Genomic DNA, 24,691 nt, shown 5'->3' with positions numbered 1-24,691 from the left:
CACGGCGGCAAGCTCAGATGGCCATCTTTGAATACATCAACGGCTTCTACAATCCGCGACGCCGACACTCAGCGTTGGGCTGGAAAAGCCCTGTCGCGTTCGAGCGGAAGGTGGCCTAAACGAGCACTTGGGGCGGCACGAAAGCGCGACAGGTCCACACCATCAGAAAAACTGGGACCAATACAAATGCTCGCGATAAGCCAGAACGATGCGTTGCTCCTCAGGCCAGGTTTCGTACTCAAATGAGCCGAGCGGGGTATAGCCCTTTGCGATCATTTCGTCGTACCAGCAATCTGCATCGGCTCGTTCGGTTTTGAGTTCCTCCAAGAAGCCCTCGGTATTGGGTTGCCTGGCATAACGTCTGAGCCGCTCATGGGCGCTCTCAGCGAGCCGCAGATCGCGCTCCCTTTCGATGATCCTCCGGATCGCAAGCGGCGACACGTCTCGGAAACCGATGGTACAAAAAGATGAATACTCTGAAGTCTTCCGCAGATGCGCTTCGATGTCGGCGTCCGACATGCGGAATACTTGATGCCTTCCCTCAGCAAGGAACGTCTTTGCAGCGCTCTCGGCGATCCACCGCAAACACTCCGAACGAAGATCCCTTTCGCCATCTTCCAGCGAGGTGAAGATCCCGACGGAGCCCGAAAATTGTGTCGAGGATGGCGGTTGGCGCTTCAGGTTCTCGCGTATGTCGACATGTTTCACGTTGCCGCTGCCATGGAATACGAGAGAACACAGCACCGGCATCTTGAAGTCGTGCCGCGCAAGAAGCCGACGCGCCTCGGCGAGAGTCATCGCGTCGTACTCTCGTTGAAATGGACGGACAGCGGCGGTCAGCTTCTGCTTGAGATTGCGGGGGATGTGAGGGGCGGGAGCGAGCATTCGAAATCTCCAGATTTTGCATTCTGGAAAGGATCTGGATCCGATCGACGGAGCGCGGAAACACCCCGCCGTCGATTTCTGCGCCTACTGTATGATTGTCTGATGCCATTTGTGCTGAAGAGCCTCGGCGTTCAGCGTTGTCTTGTTCCCGCCCATGTCGATCTGGATGACGCTCCGGGTGCCTGGCGGAAATTTGTAGAGCGTGCCGCGCTCCCAACTCGTCTTTTTGGTCTGGATCTTGACCGCGACTTCGGAGACTTAGTCATCGATCATGTCCTGCCGCGGGGCGATCAGATAAGCATGGTCGAGGATCTGGCTCGTCCGTATTGCTGCGTTCACCCAAGAGCGGCTGGACTTGCACCAACTGACCCGCCAGGGGTCCTGCTCGGGTATCGGCATGGGGGCTCCTTGTTGAGGTTGCCCAATGCAAATGGTCCCCAATGAACCCCGCGCAAAATGCAGGTCGCCCCGTTCGTATGCCTGATCGCCCCGTGTCGCCACACGTGTCGCCCCGGCCATCTATCGGACGAATGCGAACAACGTTACGTGAACCACTGAACAGGAAGATTCGGTAGGATGTGGGCGACGTTGCGAAACCCGTTCTCGATGGTTGAGAGCGGCGCTAAGTATATGACATTGAACAACTCTTGATCTCGGGAATTCTACTATACCCTCAATTGCGGGAAGGATTGTCAAAGGGCTGTTTGAACCAGATCAAAAAAACTTTCTCCATTATCGACGGCACCTCTTTGTGAGAGCCGTCGATAATGGAGAAAATAGGTGGATTACGAGCCCGAACTGATCTTTCGACAGCCGGCGATCGCCGACGATCTCGGCCGGGCTGCGGCCTGGTGCCGTTTCAACCATCGCTGCACGCCTGCATACACGCTTGTCGCAGTGGCTTACCTGGTCGACGGACAAGCGGTCGTGCTCTTGCCCGATCTTGCCGAGCGGGAACTCGACTTCGACGAGGGTCCCATCCTCCAGACGGCCACATCGGCTCTTGAGTTTCTCGGGTATCGGACATCGTTGAGTGGATGGTCGCGATCCTCACCTGGCACCATCGTGTTCGAGGCTTCCCTTTCAGCGCATGCGCGTCTCGCGGCGATCAAATGCTTCCGAGGCCGCGACCTACCGGGGCTCGAATAGCTTTTGGCAGCTTTACACTGCTCTCGTGAGCGACCTTTGGGGTGAGGTCGTTCCCGAGAGCAGTGTAAAGCTGCCAGAACGAAAAAGACTTAGAATTCGGCATGTCGGCAACGGACTGGAACGCCCGAACATGTCGAAGCGGATGCGCGGCGGTTTCCCACCGTCACACATCCAAGCCGCAGCGACCTCCTGCGCTGCGGTTCTTGACAAGACGGCCGGAGGATTGAGCGAGGCAGCATGGTGCTGCCCGTCCCCAGCCAAGGAGGACCCTATGGGTAAACTTCAAACTATCACCATGACTCCCGGGACCGGCGTCCCGAAGGACACCGCAGTTCGACTGACGCAGGCATTTCTGCATCGACATGGCAGCGGGCTCGATGATCTTCTGAGGCGATTTCCAAGCCTTCACGGTCTGACCTTCCGCCGTGCGATCGAGGCCTGCTTCGCTCCATCGGAAACGGCCTTGGAACTCGCGATGGCGCTCGACGAGGCCGTCGATACGCTGCTTTCGCTTCAAGGCCAGAACTGTCACCCGCTGCCGGTTGACGACGGTCGGCGGCTCCAGATCGACGCTGGGCTTCGCTGGTATGCTGCGCGGCTGCACGACCTCGCTCGCGCTGCTCGCAGCATGTGAAGCAACAGGCTGTCCTGCGGCCCACGTGTGGGGCGGATTGTGGGGCAGTTTTCGGAGGATCTTCGTCGAAAACCCCTGAAAACCAAGTATACTTGGTTTTCAGGGTTGACGAATGGTGCCCAGAAGAGGACTCGAACCTCCACGGCCTTGCGGCCACTGGCACCTGAAGCCAGCGCGTCTACCAATTCCGCCATCTGGGCACTGGAGTTGGTGGAGCGGTTTCTACGGTTAGTCTGCCGCACTGTCAACGCGGTTTTTTCAAAAAAATGCAGCCCTGCGAAAATCGTTTCAATACCCTGCCGAACTCAATGAAAATCGCGTCAAACGGGCACCTTGCCACGAAACCCTCATGGGCCTAAACCCTACAACAAAGGTGCAAAGGAGAGGCGCATGTCCAAGCTCGTCACGATCTACGGCGGCTCCGGTTTCGTCGGTCGTTATATCGCGCGTCGCATGGCCAAAGATGGCTGGCGCGTGCGTGTTGCCGTCCGTCGTCCGAACGAGGCGCTGTTCGTCAAGCCCTACGGTGTCGTGGGGCAGGTCGAACCGGTGTTCTGCAATATTCGCGACGATGGATCGGTTCGCGCGGCCATGATGGGCGCGGATGCGGTTGTGAATTGCGTTGGCACATTTGATGCCGGCGGCAAGAACAATTTCGACGCCGTGCAAGACGCGGGAGCGACTCGCATCGCGCGCATCGCCTCTGAGCAGGGCGTGGGCGCGATGGTTCACCTCTCTGCGATTGGCGCAGATGCGGAGGCAGAGAGCGGCTACGCGGCCTCGAAGGGTAAGGGCGAGGCAGGCGTGCTCGAGCACATGCCGACTGCCATGATCCTGCGTCCCTCTGTGGTGTTCGGGCAGGAGGATGAATTCTTCAACCGGTTTGCCACCATGACGCGCTTCAGCCCCGTGCTGCCGATTGTTGGTGCGGAGACGAAGTTTCAGCCGGTCTATGTCGACGATGTGGCCCATGCCGCCTGCATGGGCATCAAGGGCGAGGCCTCGGGCATTTATGAGCTTGGTGGCCCTGACGTGCAAAGCTTCCGTGAGTTGATGAAGGAAATGCTGGGCGTCATTCACCGGCGCAAGCTGATGCTGAATATTCCCTTTTTCGTGGCGCGTCCCATGGCCTGGGTTATGGGGGTTGTCGATACGCTGAGCCTTGGGTTGGTGCCGCAACAGATCAGTGGCGATCAGGTAAAGCAGTTGCGGCAGGACAATGTGGTCAGTGGCGACCACAAGGGCTTCTCCGATCTCGGCATCCGGCCCACAGCCACGGAGGCGGTGTTGCCCGATTACCTGTGGCGCTTTCGTCCCTCCGGTCAGTACGACGCAATCAAGGAATCGGCCAAGAACCTGCGCGCGCACTGAGTTCATTTATTACTGTATTGAAAAGCGGGCCATTGGCCCGCTTTTTCGTGTGATGGAGTCCGGTTCGTGTGTTGGAATCTGCGGGTGGACTTGATTGCAGGAGCCGCCATCGACGGCGCTGATGCGCCAAGGTTGATCTGCACTGATCCGCAAAAGAGGTCGGTCCTGTCGTGGAGTGTCACGGTTGGGGCCGATCTGGTGCAAGCGTTTTCCAATTGTTCGGGACAGTGACCCAGGCCGAGCGATGCTTCGCGGGAAGCTTAGTCACCAACTGATCGCCGGGATTTCTGGGCATAGGCCTCGGAGAACATCTCGACCGTAGCGGTCTTCTGGCCCTGACGTCTGCACAAGCCGAAGGCGCGGATCAGCAGTTCGATGACGAGGCCCCATCTGGAGGCGCGGGCAAAATCGAAGCGCTGCAGACAATTCACATCAAGAAGGTCGTCGACATCGATATCGGCGCGTTCGGCATAGGCATAGACGAGCTTGTTTAGTTCGATCATGTCCGGATCCGTTGTCGGATCAGCGAACCTGCCCAGGTGGATCTCATCGAAATGAATGTGGGAGAGGAGGCGGGCGATCTGCTCTTCAGAGTTCACATAACTGGCCAGAACCGGAACGCCTGACAGGATGAGCATCAACGGCCATTCCGGTTCCTTCATCAGCGCCTTGAAACGGTCGAGGAGCTTTTCGTTAGACTTTGGGCCCGACGTAAAGGCGTGTTGGCATTCGTCATAGTAGAGTCCGATGACGCCCTGTTCGTGGCATTGATGGCGAACCATGCTCCAGAGTTCACCCTGGGTGCGCCGAGGGTGCGCGGGGTAACCGAGAACTTCGAGCGTCTTGTGACCCAGAACCTTCCAGCTGATCGACCCATCCAGCTTGCAGTAAATGATCTTACCCGGCTTCCCATCGGGCATTTCCGTCATGCTGGCGTTGAATTCCTCTATGAGCCGGACGGTCTCGGAGGTCTTGCCGACCCGAGACTCCCCCGTCACCAGCAAGCCGCGCGCTTCGAAATGCCCGCCGATGGCGGCTTTGACGTAGTAGTCGTGCAGGCAGTTTTCGAAAGCTTCGCGGAGCTTTGCCGCGCGCGGGAAGGTATAGTGGCCACGCTGCAGAGCAACCGATGCGTTGACGCGGTTCTGGTCGATGAAACTCATGGGTATCCTTGAATTGCTGGACGTCGTTGAGGTGGTGCTGGTCACAAGAGCTCGCCCTTCTGGGCGGGGCGGCCGAGCCGAACAGGGGGCTCCGACGACGGTTTCGTCGACTTCGGCTTCGATGCCCTGGCTGGTATTGCTGGCGTAGAGGTCGATATCCAGGACGCCTGATTTCTTGGCGTCATATCTAGGCAGCTCTCCTGCTTTGCGACCCGTGTAGCCGTGAAGCAGTTTGAACAAGACGGATTCGGTGGTCCCGAACATGCGCTCGACATACGGCTTGTCTGCCAACGCGTAGGTGCGAACATCGGTATTCGCCGATGCGATCCCCATGAGCGCGGACTTGACCTCGGCGTTCCGCAGACCGGTACCGTTGTCGTTGCGCGCCATGCCGAGCCCCATGGCCGGCATAGCCTCGCCCTCGCAACCGTAGATGCGCATTTCGCGGGTCTTGTCGCGCGTTGCCATCCGCAGCAGCTGCATCGTGGCTTCCGCTTTTGGCTGGTCGCTGACAACCCAGGCCAGCGGCATGCGTGTTGCGACATCGATCATGACAAGGATGCTGAGGCGGCTGCGGATCTCCTCATCCGCCCATTCTATAGCCTTCTTCATGTCTTCAGAGAGCGTATGCCAATAGCCTTTGGCCTTGGCCGAGGTAATCAGGGGCGCCCGACATTCGTCCATCTCGCAGAATTCGCCGATCATGAGCGCCCGCACGTCAGAACTGCCGCGGCCCCGCTTGTTGCGCGCGTGGCGCTCGCCCTTGGTCGCGACCATGTATTCGGTCGGCGTGAGCAGCTCCTTGCGGTGACGAAGAACGGATTGATGGGATGGGACCGGGAGCGCGGGGAGGTCGTTGAGCGCCCGCTGCCGGTTTTCCCTGTTGATCAGTGCTGCAAGGTAGCCATGCACGTTCGCCACCGACGGTCCCTTGAGATCCAGGCCGATCTCTTCCCAAGCCTCTGTCATGAGTTCTTTCAGACGCAGGGGCAGACGCGGTGTCTCGTTGCCTTTGAGGTGATCAAGTTTCGCCAACCCGGCAATGATATCATCACCGTCCTGCAGACCCTGATAAATCCCGTAGTATTTCTTCAGCGTCCGCCCTTTGTAGAGAAACCAGCTCTTCTGCTGGCCGCCTTTCAACGTGGCTGCTCCAAGATGCACGCGCTCGCCAAAAAGGGCTTCGACGAGCGGACGCAAGAACTTCCTGTTCGCGGGGTCGTTCAGGGTGCCGATCGAAATCCGGAAGTCCTCATTGCCCTCGACAATGGTCCGGTGCCGGTGGAGTTCGTCGATCGCCCTGCATACTGCGAAGTGGAAGCGGCCATAAATCTGTTGCTCATCGGAGAGTTGGGCTGCAACGCTCAGACCACCCAGCCTGAGCTTGGCACTTCCCTCCGGCAACAGCTGCGAAGGGGCGAACGTCACTGCGCCGGATTTCATCAATTCGACGAAGGACGAAAACCCAAGGATACTCGTCTGGCCGCCCATCGGGTCCGCCAGCTCATAGCCTTGCGAACCGACCTTGCGGAGCAGGAGGTCGCGCCCCTGGACCACGATTTCGGTTCCGGCTTCGAAGTTGTAGCGAGGCGCGATCGCCATGACGCAACCTCGATGCGCGACCATTCCGCGATCACATGATCGAGGTTCGCACGCAGGGCGCCACGCGCGATCAGGCGGTGGCAGGATTTAAAGACCGTCTTCTGCGGCAAGTCGAGCAGCGAAAAAAGATCACGCATCAGCCAGAGTGAACGATGGTTGCAGGCCCTCCAGAGCACGATGTCGTCGAATTCCGGATTGGGTGTTTGGATGGCTTCATGCAGCCGGAACAGGTTCTCCCGTCGCTGCCGCGAATAGCGGCCAGCATCGACGATGATCATGCTATCTGCAGCGCTCGAGGGGGTCGCCGCTTGGATCGCTTCGATATCGCGCCATGTCTTGGGCTTTTCCAAGCTGTCGGAATTGCGGACAAAGACGAGTACGCGCCGACCGTCAACAAATGTCGCGAGCAAGTCGTGGGTATAGCTCCGCGGCTTGCTGCCAATCCCCCTGAACTGCACAGTCAATGGCTGAAACCGCAAGTCATACAGATTGGGCGACAGCAGAAATTCATGAGCTACTGCCGCTTCAGCGGCACTTTCTGCAATGCCGACTTTGGGCATGAAATCGTCCGCGGCAGTCTTATACGTCAGCCACACACGATGAGAGCTCGAGCTCCGGAAGCCGGGATTGCGAACGCCGGTGAAGGGCAGGACACCGTGGATCTGCCCGAGCGTGACCTTGGACTGCCTGGGCAGCTTCGCCGGCGAATAGTTCCAGCTGTCATGATCAATAGTCTGATCGGCAGACATAACTTCTCCGTTCCCGGAACAGCGTTGCGCCGGGTGCATTTTTGTTTCTTTTCAAGAGGACATGCCACTCTTGCCACGCTCAACCGCTGTAGGTAGCGTGACAGATGTGATGATGCGGCAGTACCTCTGCTTCTGGTGCCCGTCCTGGGCGAAATTCCGTCCTGCCCCACCCGGTAGTGCTTGGGTGGGCAGGCTCATTTTCCGCGAAGTTGGCGAAAATCCCAATTGAAAACGGGTCGCCAAGCCTTCATGAATGTGGAAAAACTCAGTTAACCATCTGATTTAGAATGGATATTCCAGGCAGATCCAGTCAATGGAGCATCGGCCGGCCCTGTTGGTCCGAGCCCAGCTCCAGCATCCGTTTGACGGTCCGGATGTTGATCTGATGGCCAGCCTCGAACGCCTCAGCCAGCGCGGTCGTGATGGCCGCGGTGATGAGCGGGGAAAGCTGCCGCTTCGCGGCCTCGCGCAGGACGAGATCATTGATCTGCCCCTCCGTGGGAGAGGGCACGCTGACGACGCGGATCCGCGACAGAAGCGGTTCCGGCAGGCCGCGCAGGCTATTCGAGGTAAAAACCCAGTTGATGAACGACATGTCGAACTGGTTCTGGAAATATGGACAGCTCCACCGGCTTGCAGTCAGGTCTTCGAGCAGCGGGAGAAGCGCATTCGGCAAACTGAAAGACCGGCCCTTGTCGGACATGACCGAGCCAGATTTCTCTATCTCGTCGATGATGACGAGCGGATTTGCAATCTGCCGCATCAGCATCAAGCTCACGAGCCTGCCGGGGCCGGCATTTGACCAGCCGCGTTGACTTCCTATCAGTCCGAAACTGGCATTCTCGCCTGTGGCGTCGAGGGTCATGTCCGGCGTTTCCAGCAGCTGCGCAAGACGACGTGCCCATGCGCTTTTGCCAATGCCCGGCGGGCCATCTAGAAGAATCGGCGTAAATTGAGCACCGGGCCTGCCACTTGCGCGATGATGGTGGAGGCTGCGCCATACATGTGTCGTCGCCTCTGCGACCCATGGGAACTCCGCATGAAGCGCAGCGGCGATCTCGTCGATATGATGCGCAGAGCGCAGGTCGAAGATTTCAGCGCCATCGCGACAGCCCTCGAGCATGGCACGGTCTTCTCGCGACAGGCGCGTTGGCTCGACCTCCTTCAGATAGTGGCGGTGGATCTTCTGCGCCCACCGCCGGATCCGGATCTCGAGCGCTTTCGGGAGCTCATTCTGCGGGCAACGCCATAATTCATCGTGCGCCGCGCGCTCTTCCTGAGGGATGCCGTCGGAAATCTGCCGCTTGTCCAGCAAGGCGGTGTAGAATTCCTTGAGGCGCTTGATGATGGCGGCCTCGTCGAGTGCCGGATCGGGCTGCTTGCTCAGGATGAAGCGGATTTTGGGCATGGATGGGGGCTTTCGTCATGGCTCCGCCAGCCGCCATGATGGCGGTCATGCGGGCAGAGCTTCGGATTGGAGGGAAGGCTGAGTTCGCTGTGCGTCGAACATTTCTCTGAGCCGGAGGCTGGCCGGCCAGGAAGAATTCAGCGTCAGCTAAGGGTATGTAGCGCAGGTATCATCGGGCACTCGCAGAGGACAGACATGGGAGGGACGCACCATTCCATCGGGAGTGGACGATTATTCGGCGAGCCAATGCCATAACGATCAAGTCATCGCAAATGATTCTAAGATTCTGATATTAGTGCTAAAAAGTAGATTTGGTTTTTCGCAAAAGCGAGGCCGACTGACTGGCGGGTGTCCTGGGCGGCGCCCGCCTTCGCCAAGAGCATGAGCCATGCGGCCCACTATTTTTTATTGCCGCGCTGCTGCAAACTTGACCGAGGCTGTAGGTCCCGTATGGGCCGTTCGGCATGCCGCCCATGAATGATTGATCAGCGATGCCATTGATACCTCGCCTGGCCAGGTAGGAATAACCTTCACGATTGCTCGCCTTGCAGCCTGAGTGGCGCACCGCAGGACTGACAGACCGGGCGCCTCGCCTTCAGCTCCTCGAGGAGATGCAGTGGCGCACTTTCCACAAACCTCTTGACCCGTTCAGGGTCGACATGGGCCCGACGGACACAATCCCGGTAGACGAGCCAGCAATGGATGGACCCTACGAAGCTGATCGCCATGCCAGCTATGCAGATCAACGGACCGATCATGCGCTTCCCTTTCTGACTGAGGATGCCGTCTTACTGAGAGCATGCCTTAGGAAAAATACTCGCGGCAGCACGGGGCAGGGTCAAGCTCGCACCGTTCGTGTGAGTCTGGCTGAGGCTCACATTCCAAAGGGCTCACGGCCATCGCAACGTACAAAAGAAAATGCTTTTCCATCTTCAACTTACGTGTGCCGTGTGTTCACATTGAAATGCAATGGCTCGCGAGAGGGGGGCATAGCGAAAATGTGTTGCTCAAACGTAGAGAACAATGGTCGTGCGTACAACAAAACGACAGGCAGACGCGACTCCGTACGCGGCATCACTGATCGAAGGTATGAGGGATTTCGGGTATACGTTGGAAACTGCAATGGCAGATGTCATCGACAATTCGGTGACTGCCAAGGCGACCAAGGTCGAAATTCTCGCAGAAACGGCGACAGATGAACCGTGGATCGCAATCGTCGACAACGGGACAGGCATGACCGAACCCGAGTTGATTGAAGCAATGCGGCCTGGGACGAAAAATCCGCTTCAGGAACGCGAAGGTCATGATCTCGGACGGTTCGGGTTGGGCTTGAAGAGCGCGAGCTTTTCGCAATGCCGCCAGTTGACCGTGATCTCCAAGAAAGATGGTCATACATCTGGCGCCACATGGGATCTCGACAAGGTTGCGGAGAGCAATGACTGGCGCGTAGACCTCGAGGATGACCTGACAGATATACCCGCTGCGGATAGGCTGCCGAATGCCGGGACCATTGTGCTTTGGCGCAAGCTGGATCGGCTCTCGACGAACTTTCGCAATGATGTTGCAAAGCGCTCAGCTGAAATCAACAAGGCCATTTCGGGTGCGGAGCGCCACTTGCGGCTCTGCTTCCATCGCTACATGGAGGGCAGCAAACCCGCTCTGCGGATACTGCTGAACGACCGAAAGCTCTTGCCGATAGACCCCTTTGCGACGGATCACCCGGCAACGCAGACGGATCCCGAAGATTTCTTGCCGCTGCTCAACGGCGAAGTGGTTACCCAGTGCTTCACGCTTCCCCATCACAAAAAGATGTCGAAGACGGCTTGGGAAGACCTCGGTGGCCCCGAAGGCCATCTAAGGTCCCAAGGCTTCTACATTTATCGTGAGCGCCGTCTCATCATCGCCGGCAGTTGGCTGGGCCTCGCACGGCAGACAGAACTGACGAAACTGGCAAGGGTGCGTGTCGACATCCCGAACACCATGGACTCGGACTGGAAGATCGACGTCCGCAAGGCGTCGGCCCAGATGCCGCCAGTTGTTCGCGAACGTCTGCGAAAAATCGTTGAACGGCTTCAAGGAACTTCGAAGCGAACCTACCAGCGCCGGGGGCGAAAGCTCGTGTCCGATGAGTATCTCCCGCTCTGGAACCGCGTCCAGAAGGATGGTGGCATCGTCTACCGCCCCAATGTCGAGCACCCCTCGATCACCGGTTTCGCCGCCGCGCTGCCTGAAGATTTTCGGCATGGGTTCAGGACCTGCATCAGTCTTCTGGGCAGCGGCTTGCCCATTGCTGCATTGCATGCAGACATGCTGGGCGGCGCCGAGGATGTGACGCAAGACGCGGCAGATTTCGCGGATTTCGCCGACTCGGCCGAGATCGCCATCAGGGCTTTGCTGCATTCGAACATGACAGGAAATGACGTGGTGCGAGCTTTATGCTCGACCGAGCCGTTCATCCACCACAAGGACGCGATTCGACGGCTTGTCGAAGAAATACAGGGAGAACCCTCGTGACCGCAAATCTCAAGCACCTTGATGATGTCGTTTCGCAATCACTGGCGCATCAGCGCAAAAGCGGCACCGAACTGCGGACCTTCATAGCGACGATGAATGTGGCGTTGCACGTGAATGCCGCGCCGGATGCCCTTGAGCAGCTCGCACGTGACATTGAGGAGCGTTTCGGCATCACCATGGGGCTCGGGGCGATGGTCGATGACGAGAGCTTTCGACCTTGGTTGGACGAGGCCAAGGCGTCCATCGACCCGTTCTACTGGGACCGTTACAAAAAGCTGCTGCACAAGAACGGCCTGCCACAAGACGTCATCACCACCACTGACGAACTGACTGACCGCATTCTCGGTCGCTTGGGCAATCCGGGACTCGACGAGAAATGGGATCGCCGGGGGATGGTTGTCGGCCACGTCCAGAGCGGCAAGACGGCGAACTACACCGGCTTGATCTGCAAGGCGGCGGACGCAGGTTACCGCTTGATCGTCGTGATCGCGGGCATCCACAACAATCTGCGCAACCAAACCCAGGAACGGATCGACGAAGGCTTCATCGGTCGTGATACCGGGCGGCTGGCAACGCAGGGCAAGAAGGGCAACCGTGCCATCGGTGTCGGGCTGTTCGATGACCGCCATGTCCCGGTTGGCTTGACGAATACACTCGCCGACTTCCGCAAGGACACGGCGTCCACCAACACAAGCCAGATCGATTCCTACAAGGTGCCGGTGGTTCTGGTCATCAAGAAGAACCACAACACGCTCCGCAACCTGCTGGACTGGCTGCGCGAGAACAGTGCCAGGGGCGACGATCAGATGATCGACCAGCCGATGCTGCTGATCGATGACGAGGCCGACAACGCTTCGATCAACACGAAGTACTCGAAGGACGAGATTACCAAGATTAACGGGCAGATCCGGGATCTACTGAACATGTTTCACCGCAGCTGTTACGTCGGCTACACCGCGACGCCCTTCGCCAACATTTTCGTCGACCCGGACCAGTATGACGAAGCGCTCAAGGAAGATCTCTTCCCGAAGCACTTCATCGTGGGGCTGGATGCACCGTCGAACTACTTCGGCGCGAAGAAGATTTTCATAGACGGAATTCCCGATGATGGCGACCCTGTCTGGCTGCGCTACATCACTGACAACGAAGACGTTCTGCCGATGAAGCACCGCATCGACCAGACGGTCGATGAATTGCCTGAAAGCCTGAAGGAGGCTGTGCGAGCGTTTCTGATCGCGCGGACAATCCGGAATCTGCGCGGCCAGGCCTCGAAACACTGCTCGATGCTGGTGAATACGAGCCGCTTCACGAAGGTGCAGGGGCTGCTGCGGAACCGCTTACACCAATACGTCGGCGGCATTCAGGACACGCTGCGTGTCAACGGTGCGCGCGGTGAAGCTGCATTGCGTGACGCGATGATTGCGGATCTGCATGAGACTTGGGAGTGGGAGTATTTCGACGCCGAGCCGGACTGGTCCAAGGTGCTTGCGGCCATGCTTGAAGCGGTCGCGGCGGCGAAGGTCGTTGAGGTGAACAGCCGCGCCAACGGCCTCGACTATACCGGCGAGTCCAACGTTGGCCAGACAGTCATTGCCGTTGGCGGCTTCTCGCTCTCGCGGGGCCTCACGCTCGAAGGCCTGACGGTCACCTGGTTCCTCCGCAACACCATGATGTATGACACGCTGATGCAGATGGGCCGATGGTTCGGCTATCGTGGCGGCTACGAGGATCTGTGCCGCATCTGGATGCCCTCCGATGCGATCGACTGGTATGCTCACATCGCCGAAGCGAGCGAGGAACTGCATCTCGAGTTGAAGAAGATGGAGAAGGCCAAGGCGACGCCTTCCGACTTCGGCTTGGCCGTGCGCAGCCACCCGGCATCGCTCTTGGTGACTGCCCGCAACAAAATGGGGTCAGGCCAGAAACACATCCTGATCGGCCTGTCCAACGCCTGGGTTGAGACCGCAAAGATCACGGCCAAGCCAAAGGAACTTGCAGCGAACCATGAAGCCGCTGTGCGCCTGCTGGAGGGCATGGCCGCGCGAGGACTTGGACCGGCGGCAGCTGACAAGGTGAACGGTGGGCATCTTCTGAAGGACGTGCCGGTCGAACTGATCGACCAGTTTCTGCTCGCCTGGCGCAACCATGAACAAGCCTTCCTGACCCAACCCGGGCCGGTTCGCGGCTACATACGCGATCGGCAAGATGACGAACTGAAAGAGTGGGACGTTCTTGTCACCGACGTGAAGAGCGAAGCCGACAACTTTGATATGGGCGGCTGGACCGTCGGACCGCAGATGCGCCGTATCGGTTACGCCGACCTCGGCGATCATCTTCTGTCCATGAGTGGCAAGCGCGCCCGCATTGCTTCCCGTGGCGTAGAGCGTATTGGGGTCGATGAGGAAAAGGCCAAGCAAGCTGAAGCAGCATATCTGGCCGCTGAGAAACTCGATGGAACGGACGAGGAAAAGCGCCCGTCGTTCCCAGACCGGATCTATCGCCAGGTCCGCGACAAGCCATTGTTCGTGCTTCATGTCGTGCAGGTTAAGAGACCAGAGCAACGCGACATCGATCAGTTGCGCGACAAGACCGTGCTCGACCGACTGCCCGAGCGTCCCGTGATCGGCTGGAGCATCAGCCTTCCACCATCCGCCACACCGAATGATCGGGTGGAATACATCATCAACATGGTGAAGTTCCGCGAAATCTACGGCTCCGAAGAGGATGACGATGGCGCATATGAGGACGATTGAGAGACCGTGGGCCAGCCTCGCCGAGAACGAGGCGCGGCGTGTCGACAGCAAGGGGCGGTTCGATTTCTTCTGGGTGAGGATGCCTGACGGGGCGCCGGGTTTGGTGCTGCGCCTCTCGGCTGGCTTCGACGAGGTGCGCCCATTGCCGAAGCTCAAGCATGTCGGCGTTTTCTACCGGGTCGTCGAGGGCGCCAACCACCTTTGCATCACGCTGTCCGAATTCGCCCATATCGACCTTTTCGAAACACTTTGTCGGGACGTGGTTTCAGCGGGTGAAGAGGCCGCCGATCTCCAAGGGGCACTCGGCCGCGCCGTTCGGCGGGCCATGCGCTGGCACCATCTTCTGCGGGGCGGCAAGCAGGGAATGCCGCTGGAAGTGCAACGTGGCCTGGTCGGCGAACTTGCATTCCTGCGCGAGCTCGTCGCTGTCATCGGTCCGAGCAAGGCGGTGGAAGCTTGGAAGGGGCCGGATGACAGCGCGAAGGACTTCGAGCTTCCCGGCATGTTCTTCGAAGTCAAGGCGCGGAGGAGCGCGGCCCATCCGAAGATCCGGATTTCGTCCGAGGTCCAACTGATGGACATCGTCGGAGCACAGCTGTTCCTTCGCGTCCAGGATGTGGACACCGCACTGGATGCCGTGGGTGACAACCTGAAGGATCATGTGGACAGAACGGCGAAGCTGCTCGAAGATGATGTTGCAGCGCTGGACGTGTGGGAGCAGCGCATCGCCGAAAGCCCCTATGCGGAAGACGCCGTCGAACCGGAACGTCGCTGGCACCTCGGAGCGGCACGGCTGTTTCAGGTCGTCGAGGGCTTCCCGAGGATCGTCCCGCCGCTGCCGGCAGGGACCGAAGAACTGGCTTATTCAATACGCCTTGATGCCTGCGCCGGCTTCGAGACGACAACAGATTTGAAGACATTGCTATTGGGGGAGACACGGGATGTCGGAGCTTGAGGAATTCCATCAGAGTCTCATCGCGGATGTCCAAGGTGACGCCGATGCGATGGGGGCCTACGTCCAGGAAGCCTTCTTCGAAAAGGTTGGAGAGATCCTCAGCGAAGCCGGCGAGATCGAGGAAGCCGACTACTGCCATTTCGCTGGCAAGCGGGGGAGGGTCACGTTGCAGGTCAGCGGTTACAGCGGCGATCCACGTGACACCAACGGTGAGCTTGCACTGATCCTGACAGACTTCCAGATTACGCCGAAGGTTCGAAAAACTGATGGCAAGCACCTGCAAACGCAGTTTTCGAAATTGGTGGAGTTCCTGAGACACTCGAGGACGGAGCAATTCCTCGATGATCTGGAAGAAACCAGCAATGCCGCGCAACTGGTCGAGCTCATCCAGACCCGGTGGCCGCTCATCGAAAAGATCAAACTGATCTATGTCACAAATTCGGACAACCGGGCGAAGGCGGACGCCAAACCTGCAGGTGAAATTGGCGGCAAGCCCGTCACTTACAGTTCGTGGGACCTGAAACGCCTTCAGGCATACTTCGAACAGGGCAGAGCCCGCGAAGATCTGACGATTGATTTCGCCGGAGAATTCGGTGGTGCAGTGCCGGTTCTCCGGGCGTCCGGGGCGGATACGGCACTCGAAAGCTATCTCGCGGTCATTCCGGGTGCGCAGCTTGCCCAGATTTACGATCGATGGGGTGCCCGTCTGCTGGAAGCCAACGTGAGGAGCTTCCTTCAGGCGCGCGGCAAGGTGAACAGAGGCATCAGGGACACCATCAAGGATGATCCCCAGATGTTTTTTGCCTATAACAACGGCCTATCCGCCACAGCCGAAAACGTCATCTGCGAGAAGGCCGAAGACGGTCTGGTGATTACTCGCGCCGAAAACCTTCAGATCGTAAATGGAGGTCAGACTACAGCCTCGATCCATGCTGCCCGCAAGCTGGCTGGCGAAGGTCTGAAAGACATCTATGTCCAGATGAAACTGAATGTCGTTCCTCCGACACTGGCACCGACGGTGGTCCCGCAGATCTCGGAATTCGCCAACAGCCAGAACAAGGTCAACGCCGCGGACTTCTTTGCCAACCACCCGTTTCACATTCGCATTGAAGAACTATCTCGGAGGATCCTCGCGCCGGCTGGAGCAGATGGATACCGGGAGACCAAATGGTTCTACGAACGGGCACGCGGTCAGTTCGCAGACGAACGCGCCAAGAAGACCTCCGCTCAGAGAAACAAATGGGATGCCGAATTCCCGAAGTCGCAGTTCTTCACCAAGACCGACCTGGCCAAGTTCGAGAACTCATGGAGCGGGCGTCCTGAAGAAGTCTCAAAGGGGGCTCAGAAGAACTTCGCGGAGTTCGCCAAGGTGATCCAGAAAGTCTGGGGCAAGAGTGGTGCCCGGGTGGACGAAGTCTGGTATCGTCAATTGATTGCGAAGGCCATCATCTTCCGCAGGCTGGAAAAACTGGTCTCGGCACAGGAATGGTATGAAGGTGGCTACCGGGCGAACATCGTCACCTATGCCATAGCAAAGGTCGCGCACGACGCCGAAGCCGCAGAGAAGCAAGTCGATCTCCAACGGGTCTGGCGCATGCAGACCGTACCACCCGCCTTGGAAGAGGCGCTGCTGGTCGCCGCCGCCGAAGCACAGAGCTTGATCACCAGCCCGCCGGAAGGCATCCGGAACATGAGCGAATGGGCCAAGAAGCAGGCCTGCTGGGAGCGTTTCAGGAAAACGAAGCTGGATTACCCGGAAGACTTCAAGGGAATGCTGATAGCTCCCGAGGAAGCGCGCAGTGAGGACGACGCGATCAAGGATGACGTCGAATTGAACAAGAGCGTCGAGGATCAAACTCGGGTGTTCGAACTCGGGTCGAAGTTCTGGGACGAAGCGCGAAACTGGGGGCGGAGCCGCAAGCTTTTGACTCCCATGGAATATCAGGTCTTGGGAATCTGCGCAAAAATTCCTGACCGTATCCCCACCGAGAACCAGACCGCAGTTGCAATCAAGGCGCTTGCCAAGCTGGAGCGCAACGGCTTCGGTATCACTGAAGAGGCGACAGCGGCCGAGTGATCGGCCTTCGTCGCATCGTTTTCACGACAGCAACCGCATGACGGCCGTTGCGATTTGATGTGCAAGGTAGGGTGGAACCGCGTTGCCGACCTGATGATACTGCTTCGTGCGTGGGCCGCAGAACCAGTAGTTGTCCGGGAACGTCTGCAAACGTGCTGCCTCGCGCACAGTCAGCGCGCGGCATTGCTTCGGATCCGGATGGATGAAGTAGTGTCCGTCCTTCGAGATGTGGCTGGTCACGGTCGTTGACGGCCTGCCTGCTGCCTGCGTCCGGAAACGGTCGGCGAAGTCTCCGGAGCTGCGATTTTTGTGTTTCGGCTGCAGAAACTCAGGGAACTCGATCAGCTTCGGGGCTTTCTTGAATGCATGAGTGTAGGCGGCCGAATACATGTACCGCCCGAGGTCTTCCGGAATGTGGCCGCGGGTCTCGTGCTGGAGTGTTGTGCGCAACCGGTCGTCAGAAAACCAAGCTTGGAGATAATCCGGCATTGTTGACTTCTCACCCTTCCAACCACTGCTGCGATGGTGAGGCAGATCGTTGGCCGAGGCGATCGCGCGCGCGATTGCTTGTACATCATCGGGGATTCCACTGGCATTCGCGATGGCGAGGGCCTGCTCACGGACAGCGTGGTGCCAACTTTCAACGCTGTCCTGTCGGCTCAAACCGCTTCTCAATTGCCACATGCCGGTGATGGCCTCACCGACCGTGACCGGCGGCTGGGGTTCCCCCAGGATCGGGCCATTCAAATCCAGACCTGCCGCGATGTCCTTGCGTATCCCGAGGATGATGACACGATGGCGAGCCTGAGGAACACCATGGTCTTCGGCCCGGATAAGGAAGCTGCGCGCCTCAGCCCGGCTGCCATCTTCGGGTGTCGGTTGAGCCAGGGGGAGCAGTCGGTACCCGTCCCCCGAAGCCTCGAGATCATCCAGAACCCTGCTGAAGATGCCCCCGCCATCGACCTTGCTCGATAGCATGCCTTTGACATTCTCCATGACAAAGGCCGCCGGATTCAGGCGATCCAGAATTCGCACGTATTCTCGATACAGGTAGTGCCGCTCATCCTGCTCCGGCACGTAATCAGCCTTGCCCTTGTTCCTTGAACGACCCGCGAGGGAATAGGCTTGGCAGGGCGGCCCCCCGATCAGGATCGTGTTTCCTCTGTGCGCTTCGCGGGCGTGGTCGAGTTCGACAGCCAACTCTTCGAACACGCCGTCCCCACCCAGAACTCGCTGCCTGACCTCCTGTTCCGCCAACTTCCAGTTCGATGGATAGAGTTCCGACCAGTCAGGAAAAGGTGCGCCCTTGTTCAGCGCATTGTAGTATTCCTGAGGAAACTCGTCGAAGGACCGCAGGAAAGCGCGCAATCGCAGCGTCTGGATGGCGTGGTCATCCATTTCGATGGACAGATGGATCTTCATCCCTGCATCGGATGCGCGACCAGCCCGCGAGAAGCCCTCACCGAGGCCACCGGGTCCCGCAAATAGATCAATGATGGCAAATTTCCGGGTCATGGCAATCCTTCCTGGACGCGCATGTCTACAAGGTTTTGCTATCAATGGCAGGTGGAAAATGGGGTCCAAATGGCTACATTTCCCTCATGACCGATGTGGTGGACAAGAAAACGCGATCACGAATGATGGCGGGGATCAGGGCAACGAACACGAAGCCGGAGATGCTTGTCCGCCGGGCATTGCATGCGCGAGGCTTCCGATTTCGCATTCATGACAAACGACTTCCTGGGCGACCAGATATCGTGTTGCCGAAATGGAAGATTGCGATACAGGTTCATGGCTGCTTCTGGCATCGTCACTCCGGTTGTTCCAAGGCCACCAATCCGTCTAGCAATGCCTCCTTTTGGGCGGAGAAGTTTCGGGCCAATGTTGAAAGAGACGCTGCTGCGGTCGAGAGGCTCTTGGAGGAGGGGTGGCGCATCCTCGTGGTCTGGGAGTGCTGTCTCGACAAGGCCGGACTGGCAAAGGCAATTGATATGATAGAGGATTTCATCAAGCTTGGTCCCAATCATCCTGTCCGCTTCGCTGAAGTGGGGAAGCCAGATGTTGCAGTCGTCGAGGCGTAAAGTCGCCGCCGACCTTGGCCGCGCACTGGGAACACGGCGATGCAATGGGATGACCGTGCGCCAAGGTATTTCGATACGATAAATCCTTGCCCGTAAACCTTTTCCGTGGGATTGGTGATCGACTCGGCAAAAAGCACGTGACGAGCATTCTAGGGTCAGGATGCATAACCAGTAGATGACGAGAGCCGCGAGTGCGATGGCCGAGAGGAACACCTTTGGGCAGCGGTCATAGCGGGTCGCGACGCGTCGCCAGTCCTTGAGCGTGCCGAACATGATCTCGATGCGGTTGCATCGCTTGTATCTGCGCTTGTCGTATTTGACCGGTGTCTAGCGTTTTTTTCGGCCAAGGATACAGGCACGAATCTCCTTGTCCTGCAACGCTTCTCTGAACCAGTCGGCATCATAGCCGCGATCCCCGAGTAGCCATTTGACGTTTGGCAGGCCGCAGAGCAATGCGCGTGCGCCGATGTAATCGCTGACCTGTCCGGCGGTTACGAACAGGTCAATCGGTCGTCCCTGGCTGTCACAGATTGCGTGCAGCTTGGCCCCTCTCGGGACATTTCCTACGGAAATGCCCTGCCGAGCAGTGGTTCATGACGCCCTTGGTTCGACCCCTCTCGGGACATTGCTGCGCAATGCGCTGCCGGGCACGGGATCAGACGACCGCGCCCCCTTTTTTGCGGCCATGCTGGTCGCCGCTCGATGGGCCTTGAGGTATGTCGCGTCGATCATCACGGTCTTCTCTTCGCCATGCTCAGCGGCCAGACCTGACATCATCCGCGCGAAGATTCCTTTTTCGCACCAACGCTTCCACCGACGATTTAGCGTCTTGTGCGGACCATAGGCTGAAGGGGCATCGCGCCAGCGCAAGCCATTGCGATTCATTAAGATAATCCCGCTCAATACGCGCCTGTCATCGACCTGAGGCTTGCCATGAGGCTTGGGGAAGAAAGGCGCCAAACGTGCCATCTGCGCGTCGGTCAGCCAGAAATATAGCTCATGTCACAGCTCCGTTTTCAGAGCCGTGAATCACGCTGCACGACCACAATCAATGCATCCTGACACTAGTCACTGCCAACCGCGGCGTCCCTGCGGTAACGGCTTTGGCGCGCAGAAAGGTGAAGGTGCGACGCGATCCGCGTGGCCGGGCTGGACTAGGTGGTCGGGAGCGGCGCGGTTGCGCAATTCGGCTGACGGCCGCGCTTCGAGGCGCCGTGTTTGCGGTTGGACGCGGCGCTCAGGAAAAGCTGGCTCGGCTGATCCCCAGCAACACGGCCTGCCGCGTGAGGCTCAGCTGGTGGCCTCGACCGCCACTTCTTTCCGCCAGGCAACAGGCCGGCCTTTTCCATCGCTCCGGACAAAGAACGACCCTCCAGCGTGAGCTGGCCGATCTTCTCGAGCAGCGATGCGACCTCGGTCTCAGGCTCCTTGTTCCCGGGCGTGTCGTCGAACACGTTCGCAACGCCCTCGTGATGCTGATCCTTCCCCAGCTTGATCTGGTGAGGGTACAAGTCGAACTATGTCGTCAGCTCGCTCATCGTCCGGTCACCGTTCAGGGCTGCCTGCGCGACCTTCGCCTTGAAGACAGGGCTCTGGCTCCATTTCGGCCGTCTTGTCACCTTCGAACCTTCGTCCCGGCAAGGCTGCCGGGTCAGGAGCGCGAAATCGTCCTGGCTGGGATGTTCAGATTTCCCCAGCCACCGCAGACAGACGGTAATGTTCTTGCAGCACTTGATGTTGCGACAAGCGACGGGGGGGCACCCCCCCCCGCGCGTTCCGGTGCGACAAGACAAGAGCGGGTCTTGGGTGGGCCGCGTTCTTTCGGCTAATGCGACGGGTTCGATAGTCGGGGCCGGAGGGCCTCAGACCCGGGGTAGTTCCGAGAATATCTCGGGGCCGTCCTCGCGCAGGATCACGATCTCTTCCAGGCGCAGGCCGAACTTGCCCTCCAGGTAGATGCCCGGCTCGATCGAGAAGACATTCCCGATGGCCAGGGGCGTCTCGGAGGTGCCGGTGATATACGGCGGCTCGTGGATGTCGATGCCCAGGCCGTGGCCAGTCCGGTGCAGGAAGCGGTCGCCGTAGCCGCCTTCGGTGATGACAGCGCGCGCGGCGGCATCCACCGCGCTGGCGGGGGCGCCGGGTTTCGCGGCCGCCAGCGCGGCCTGCACGGCGGCCTCGACCAGGTCGCGGACCTTCAGGAACTCGGCGTCGGGATCGGGGCCGAACCAACGGCAGCGGGTCATGTCAGAGGGATAGCCATCCAGCGCACAGCCGGTGTCGATCAGCACGGCCATGTTCTCGCCCAGGGTTGTGGCACCGGGGTGGTGGTGCGGAAAGGCTCCGTTGCCGCCGAAGCAGACAGAGCAGAAGGCCGTGGCGGCGCCATTGGCCTTGTAATGCGCCTCGATCAGCTCGACCACCTCGGCCTCTGTCATGCCGGGCTTCAGGGCGGAGAAGGCGGCCTCGACCGCGGCATCGTTCAGCAGATGCGCGGCCTTGATGCGGGCGGCTTCGTCCTTGTCCTTCATGGTGCGCAGCAGGCCGACGGTATCGTCGGTGAAGCGGCGGCGGGGGCTGTCGAGGTTGTCGAGCAGCAGCAGGGCGAAATCAGCGCGCATGGTCTCGTCCAGGACCACCGACAGGCCGGAGCGGCGAGCGTCGCTGGCGTCCAGCAGGGCCCCGAGGGCCGCCATCGGGCCATCATCGTCGGTCCAGGTGAACAGAGGAAGCGGGGTGACCTCTTTCGCCATGGCGGCATTCAGCGCGGGCATCAGGAAGCCGGCGTGATCGGCGCTGACCAGCAGCATCACGGGGCGTTCGTCGCCATGGGGGTTGAGCCCGGTCAGCCAGGCCATGTGGCTGGAGGGGCCCAGCACCACCAGGTCGGTTTTGGTTTCCGCCATCCGGGCGCGCAGCCGCGAGAGGCGCTCTTCGGCCTGAATCAGATAGGACATTCTTTACTCCTGAAATGAAACGGGCCGCCGGCGAACCAGCGACCCTGTGATCTTGCGGGCGGTCGAAGGATTACTCCTTCTCGACCAGCCGGTAGTAGACGAAATCGGAGGTCGCGCCATTGACGTACCCCGAGACATCCGCGCCCATGCCGACCTCGTAGGAGGCCTGGAACATGATCACGATCGGAGAATCCTCCTGCACCTTGGCCTGCAAGTCATGGTACATGTCCAGACGCTTGTCGGGATCGGCTTCCGACAGGGCGGCCATGGTCTCTTCGTTGATCTCGTCCGGCACGGCCCAGGCGTTCCGCCAGGTGGTGGTGGCCTGGTAGTTTTCGTCCGAGTTGTCCGCGTTGTAGGCGAAGGCCTTGGCGTTGGAATGCGGGTCCATGAAGTCCGGGCCCCAGTACAGCAGCATCGCCTGGTGGGTCCGCTCACGGTACTTGGTGATCACCTGGGCGCCGGTGCCGGGCAGGATCTCGAACTCGATTCCCGCGTCGGCGAAGCTGGCCTGCAGCGATTGCGCCATGTCGGTGAAGGGGGCGGAGTTGATCACGTCCAGCGTCACTTCGATGGGGGTCTCGATGCCGGCGTCGGCCAGGATCTGCTTGGCCTTCTCCGGATCATAGGTGAAGGGCGTCTCGTCGTAGGAGCCGGGGAAACCCTTCGGCCAGAAGGCCTGGTGGACCTCCATCTGGCCCTTGATGATCGTGTCGGACATGCCGGTGTAGTCGACCAGGTAGCGCGCGGCTTCCCAGACGGCGGGATCGGTCAGGCTTTCGGTCTTCTGGTTGAAGGACAGGAAGTGGACGGCGGCCTGGGGGAAGGTCTCGACCTTGATGTCCTCGCTGGAGAGCGAGGTGATCTGGTCGGGGGTCAGGTTGCGGGCCATGTCGATGTCGCCCTGTTCCAGCAGCAGCTGCTGGGTCGCGGCTTCGGCCACGTGGCGGATGATCACCTGGGACATCTCGGGCGCGCCCTTGAAGTAGTCCTCGTTGGCGGCCATGCGCACCATCTGACCGGGGGTGTAGGCGGTCAGTTCGAAGGGACCGGAGCCTGCCGAGTTGGCGTTCAGCCAGGCATTGCCCATGTCGCCGTCTTCCTCGTGCTCCATCACCAGCGCCTTGTCGACGATGGAGGCGGGGCGCGCGGCCAGCACGTTCAGCACGAAGGCGGGCGAGAAGTCGCCCTCGTATTTCACCGTGACGACGTTGCCGTCGGCGGTGACCATGTCGTCCACGTTCTCCGGGGTCCAGCCGAGCTGGGCGAGGATGAAGGCGGGCGTCAGGTTCAGCTTGATGACGCGGGTCAGCGAGAACAGCACGTCCTCGGCCGTGACCGGGTTGCCGGAGTTGAAGACCGCATCGTCACGCAGGGTGAAGGTGATGGTCTTGGCCTCGGCGTCGACCTCCCATTCGGTCGCGATGCCGGGGGCCAGGACGGTGGGATCTTCCGCATCGTACTGGACCAGGCGGTCATAGAGGTTGGTCACGAGCTCACCAGAGGTGAATTCATAGGCCTGCGCCGGGTCGATTGCGACGATGTCGTCGATGTTCTGGGCGATGACCAGGATGTCATCAGGCGTGTCGGCCAGGGCTGCGGTGCCTGCCAGTGGCAGCGCGAGCGCCGAGGCAAACAGCGCGGATTTCAGCATGCTCATGTGGCTCTCCTTGTTGGGGTTGAGTTGAGTGGGACGGCGTTGATCAGCTCTCCAGCTGCACCATCTCCGGTAGTTTGATCCCGCCCTTGCGGTTCAGCACGGCCAGGGTTCCCGTCCAGAGGATCCGAACGGGCTTGTCGGTGGGATTGGTCCAGGAATGGGGGCGCAGCCCGCTGTAATGCAGGCTGTCACCGGCCTTCATCCGGATGACCTGGCCGTCGAGGGTCTGCTCGATCTCGCCGTCTAGGATGTAGATGATCTCTTCTCCCTCGTGGCTGACCACTTCCGAGACATAGCCCGCAGGCACATGCAGGATGTAGCTGGACAGTTCCGCGCCGGGGAAATCGGTGGCCAGGTTCTCATACCCGATGGAGGAGCCATTCAGCGAGAACTGGGGCCGGGTTTCGGCGCGCGTCAGGCTGTCAGTGGGGCGGGGGGCGGCGATGAAATATTCCAGCGTCACATCCAGGGCCGCCGCGATCTGCGCCAGCGTCCCCAGCGAGGGCGTGGCGTTGTCGCGTTCCACCTGGCTGAGATAGCCGACAGAGACACCTGCCCTGTCGCACAATGCCTGAAGAGTCAGCCCAAGCTGCTTTCGGCGCTTGCGAATAAGCGGTCCGAGCTGCGGCTCAGCTTTCTGCTTTTCCCGTGCCATGGCACGTTCCTCCGAGATTATTTCCGTTACGGTACAAAATATTTTTTGCTATGGCAAAAATTTTTTGCAACACTGGGG

The 24,691-nt window shown here is 59.5% G+C and carries 19 protein-coding genes, 1 tRNA gene and 1 pseudogene; 9 read left to right on the top strand and 12 right to left on the bottom strand.

Going from position 1 to position 24,691, the window contains the following annotated elements; translation table 11 throughout:
- A partial coding sequence (locus J4E08_RS22050) for an IS3 family transposase (RefSeq protein ID WP_349539537.1) occupies positions 1–119 on the top strand: 119 nt, incomplete at its 5' end.
- A 43-nt stretch (positions 120–162) separates the two neighbouring features.
- Here J4E08_RS22050 and J4E08_RS22045 read toward each other — a convergent pair.
- Together J4E08_RS22045 and J4E08_RS22040 are read right to left on the bottom strand one after the other, a co-directional pair.
- The gene (locus J4E08_RS22045; RefSeq protein WP_349540331.1) at positions 163–885 is read right to left on the bottom strand and encodes a hypothetical protein; all 723 of its coding nucleotides are present in this window, start codon (positions 883–885) and stop codon (positions 163–165) included.
- A gap of 258 nt (positions 886–1,143) precedes the next feature.
- Positions 1,144–1,284, bottom strand: coding sequence for a hypothetical protein (locus J4E08_RS22040; RefSeq protein WP_349540330.1), 141 nt, complete (start codon positions 1,282–1,284; stop codon positions 1,144–1,146).
- 381 nt (positions 1,285–1,665) lie between these two features.
- On the opposite strand from J4E08_RS22040, the gene J4E08_RS22035 reads away from it, so the two are divergent.
- Together J4E08_RS22035 and J4E08_RS22030 are read left to right on the top strand one after the other, a co-directional pair.
- On the top strand, positions 1,666–2,034 hold the full coding sequence (locus J4E08_RS22035; RefSeq protein ID WP_349540329.1) for a hypothetical protein: 369 nt from the start codon (positions 1,666–1,668) through the stop codon (positions 2,032–2,034).
- A gap of 271 nt (positions 2,035–2,305) precedes the next feature.
- Positions 2,306–2,668, top strand: a complete 363-nt coding sequence (locus J4E08_RS22030; RefSeq protein ID WP_349540328.1) for a hypothetical protein — start codon at positions 2,306–2,308, stop codon at positions 2,666–2,668.
- A gap of 113 nt (positions 2,669–2,781) precedes the next feature.
- Here J4E08_RS22030 and J4E08_RS22025 read toward each other — a convergent pair.
- A tRNA-Leu gene (locus tag J4E08_RS22025) sits at positions 2,782–2,868 on the bottom strand.
- Positions 2,869–3,058: 190 nt separating this feature from the next.
- Here J4E08_RS22025 and J4E08_RS22020 point away from each other — a divergent pair.
- Entirely contained in the window at positions 3,059–4,039 is a 981-nt protein-coding gene (locus J4E08_RS22020) for a complex I NDUFA9 subunit family protein (RefSeq protein ID WP_349540327.1), read from the top strand.
- A gap of 260 nt (positions 4,040–4,299) precedes the next feature.
- Here J4E08_RS22020 and J4E08_RS24620 read toward each other — a convergent pair whose 3' ends face one another.
- The 3 genes from J4E08_RS24620 to J4E08_RS22005 form a co-directional block, all read right to left on the bottom strand.
- Positions 4,300–5,814 (bottom strand): TnsB C-terminal domain-containing protein, encoded by a 1,515-nt coding sequence (locus tag J4E08_RS24620; protein WP_502949308.1) that lies wholly within the window; start codon positions 5,812–5,814, stop codon positions 4,300–4,302.
- 830 nt (positions 5,815–6,644) lie between these two features.
- On the bottom strand, positions 6,645–7,553 hold the full coding sequence (locus J4E08_RS22010; RefSeq protein WP_349540326.1) for a hypothetical protein: 909 nt from the start codon (positions 7,551–7,553) through the stop codon (positions 6,645–6,647).
- A 310-nt stretch (positions 7,554–7,863) separates the two neighbouring features.
- Positions 7,864–8,961: an AAA family ATPase gene (locus tag J4E08_RS22005; protein ID WP_349540325.1), complete on the bottom strand. Its 1,098-nt coding sequence runs from the start codon at positions 8,959–8,961 to the stop codon at positions 7,864–7,866.
- A gap of 1,023 nt (positions 8,962–9,984) precedes the next feature.
- Between J4E08_RS22005 and J4E08_RS22000 the strand changes: the two genes are divergently transcribed.
- From J4E08_RS22000 to J4E08_RS21985, 4 genes are read left to right on the top strand one after another with little or no spacing between them, the layout of a single operon-like run.
- Positions 9,985–11,475, top strand: a complete 1,491-nt coding sequence (locus tag J4E08_RS22000; protein WP_349540324.1) for an ATP-binding protein — start codon at positions 9,985–9,987, stop codon at positions 11,473–11,475.
- Positions 11,472–14,228 (top strand): Z1 domain-containing protein, encoded by a 2,757-nt coding sequence (locus tag J4E08_RS21995; RefSeq protein ID WP_349540323.1) that lies wholly within the window; start codon positions 11,472–11,474, stop codon positions 14,226–14,228. The genes J4E08_RS22000 and J4E08_RS21995 overlap by 4 nt, the downstream gene beginning before the upstream one ends.
- Entirely contained in the window at positions 14,200–15,183 is a 984-nt protein-coding gene (locus J4E08_RS21990; protein ID WP_349540322.1) for a PD-(D/E)XK motif protein, read from the top strand. Before J4E08_RS21995 ends, J4E08_RS21990 begins: the two co-directional genes overlap by 29 nt.
- Positions 15,170–17,260, top strand: a complete 2,091-nt coding sequence (locus J4E08_RS21985) for an AIPR family protein (protein ID WP_349540321.1) — start codon at positions 15,170–15,172, stop codon at positions 17,258–17,260. Before J4E08_RS21990 ends, J4E08_RS21985 begins: the two co-directional genes overlap by 14 nt.
- Before the next feature lie 21 nt (positions 17,261–17,281).
- Here the strand turns inward: J4E08_RS21985 and J4E08_RS21980 are convergent, their stop codons facing one another.
- Positions 17,282–18,775: a DNA cytosine methyltransferase gene (locus J4E08_RS21980; RefSeq protein WP_349540320.1), complete on the bottom strand. Its 1,494-nt coding sequence runs from the start codon at positions 18,773–18,775 to the stop codon at positions 17,282–17,284.
- A gap of 86 nt (positions 18,776–18,861) precedes the next feature.
- Between J4E08_RS21980 and J4E08_RS21975 the strand changes: the two genes are divergently transcribed.
- Positions 18,862–19,341 carry a very short patch repair endonuclease gene (locus J4E08_RS21975; protein ID WP_349540319.1) on the top strand — a complete coding sequence of 160 codons (480 nt, stop codon included), beginning with the start codon at positions 18,862–18,864 and terminating at the stop codon, positions 19,339–19,341.
- 165 nt (positions 19,342–19,506) lie between these two features.
- Here J4E08_RS21975 and J4E08_RS21970 read toward each other — a convergent pair.
- The 5 genes and pseudogenes from J4E08_RS21970 to J4E08_RS21950 all read right to left on the bottom strand — a co-directional run.
- Positions 19,507–20,325 (bottom strand): annotated as a pseudogene (locus J4E08_RS21970) (IS5 family transposase); the annotation flags it as partial.
- 170 nt (positions 20,326–20,495) lie between these two features.
- Positions 20,496–20,852, bottom strand: a complete 357-nt coding sequence (locus J4E08_RS21965; protein ID WP_349540318.1) for a hypothetical protein — start codon at positions 20,850–20,852, stop codon at positions 20,496–20,498.
- Positions 20,853–21,203: 351 nt separating this feature from the next.
- Positions 21,204–22,298 carry a M24 family metallopeptidase gene (locus J4E08_RS21960; protein WP_349540317.1) on the bottom strand — a complete coding sequence of 365 codons (1,095 nt, stop codon included), beginning with the start codon at positions 22,296–22,298 and terminating at the stop codon, positions 21,204–21,206.
- Positions 22,299–22,368: 70 nt separating this feature from the next.
- A complete protein-coding gene (locus J4E08_RS21955; protein WP_349540316.1) occupies positions 22,369–23,958 on the bottom strand; it encodes an ABC transporter substrate-binding protein in 1,590 nt (529 codons plus the stop codon).
- 43 nt (positions 23,959–24,001) lie between these two features.
- Entirely contained in the window at positions 24,002–24,613 is a 612-nt protein-coding gene (locus tag J4E08_RS21950; RefSeq protein WP_349540315.1) for a helix-turn-helix domain-containing protein, read from the bottom strand.
- Positions 24,614–24,691 lie beyond the last annotated feature (78 nt).

Origin of the sequence: Sagittula sp. NFXS13, assembly GCF_040148795.1 — a bacterium.
Lineage (GTDB): Bacteria > Pseudomonadota > Alphaproteobacteria > Rhodobacterales > Rhodobacteraceae > Sagittula > Sagittula marina.
This window is presented reverse-complemented; position numbering and strand designations above follow the sequence as displayed.

Excerpts from the sequence above, each read along its gene's own strand:
- J4E08_RS22045 (WP_349540331.1), bottom strand. The coding sequence starts at position 885 with ATGCTCGCTCCCGCCCCTCACATCCCCCGCAATCTCAAGCAGAAGCTG.
- J4E08_RS22040 (WP_349540330.1), bottom strand. The coding sequence starts at position 1,284 with ATGCCGATACCCGAGCAGGACCCCTGGCGGGTCAGTTGGTGCAAGTCC.
- J4E08_RS22030 (WP_349540328.1), top strand. The coding sequence starts at position 2,306 with ATGGGTAAACTTCAAACTATCACCATGACTCCCGGGACCGGCGTCCCG.
- J4E08_RS22020 (WP_349540327.1), top strand. The coding sequence starts at position 3,059 with ATGTCCAAGCTCGTCACGATCTACGGCGGCTCCGGTTTCGTCGGTCGT.
- J4E08_RS24620 (WP_502949308.1), bottom strand. The coding sequence starts at position 5,814 with ATGAAGAAGGCTATAGAATGGGCGGATGAGGAGATCCGCAGCCGCCTC.
- J4E08_RS22010 (WP_349540326.1), bottom strand. The coding sequence starts at position 7,553 with ATGTCTGCCGATCAGACTATTGATCATGACAGCTGGAACTATTCGCCG.
- J4E08_RS22005 (WP_349540325.1), bottom strand. The coding sequence starts at position 8,961 with ATGCCCAAAATCCGCTTCATCCTGAGCAAGCAGCCCGATCCGGCACTC.
- J4E08_RS22000 (WP_349540324.1), top strand. The coding sequence starts at position 9,985 with ATGGTCGTGCGTACAACAAAACGACAGGCAGACGCGACTCCGTACGCG.
- J4E08_RS21990 (WP_349540322.1), top strand. The coding sequence starts at position 14,200 with ATGACGATGGCGCATATGAGGACGATTGAGAGACCGTGGGCCAGCCTC.
- J4E08_RS21985 (WP_349540321.1), top strand. The coding sequence starts at position 15,170 with ATGTCGGAGCTTGAGGAATTCCATCAGAGTCTCATCGCGGATGTCCAA.
- J4E08_RS21980 (WP_349540320.1), bottom strand. The coding sequence starts at position 18,775 with ATGACCCGGAAATTTGCCATCATTGATCTATTTGCGGGACCCGGTGGC.
- J4E08_RS21975 (WP_349540319.1), top strand. The coding sequence starts at position 18,862 with ATGACCGATGTGGTGGACAAGAAAACGCGATCACGAATGATGGCGGGG.
- J4E08_RS21960 (WP_349540317.1), bottom strand. The coding sequence starts at position 22,298 with ATGTCCTATCTGATTCAGGCCGAAGAGCGCCTCTCGCGGCTGCGCGCC.
- J4E08_RS21955 (WP_349540316.1), bottom strand. The coding sequence starts at position 23,958 with ATGAGCATGCTGAAATCCGCGCTGTTTGCCTCGGCGCTCGCGCTGCCA.
- J4E08_RS21950 (WP_349540315.1), bottom strand. The coding sequence starts at position 24,613 with ATGGCACGGGAAAAGCAGAAAGCTGAGCCGCAGCTCGGACCGCTTATT.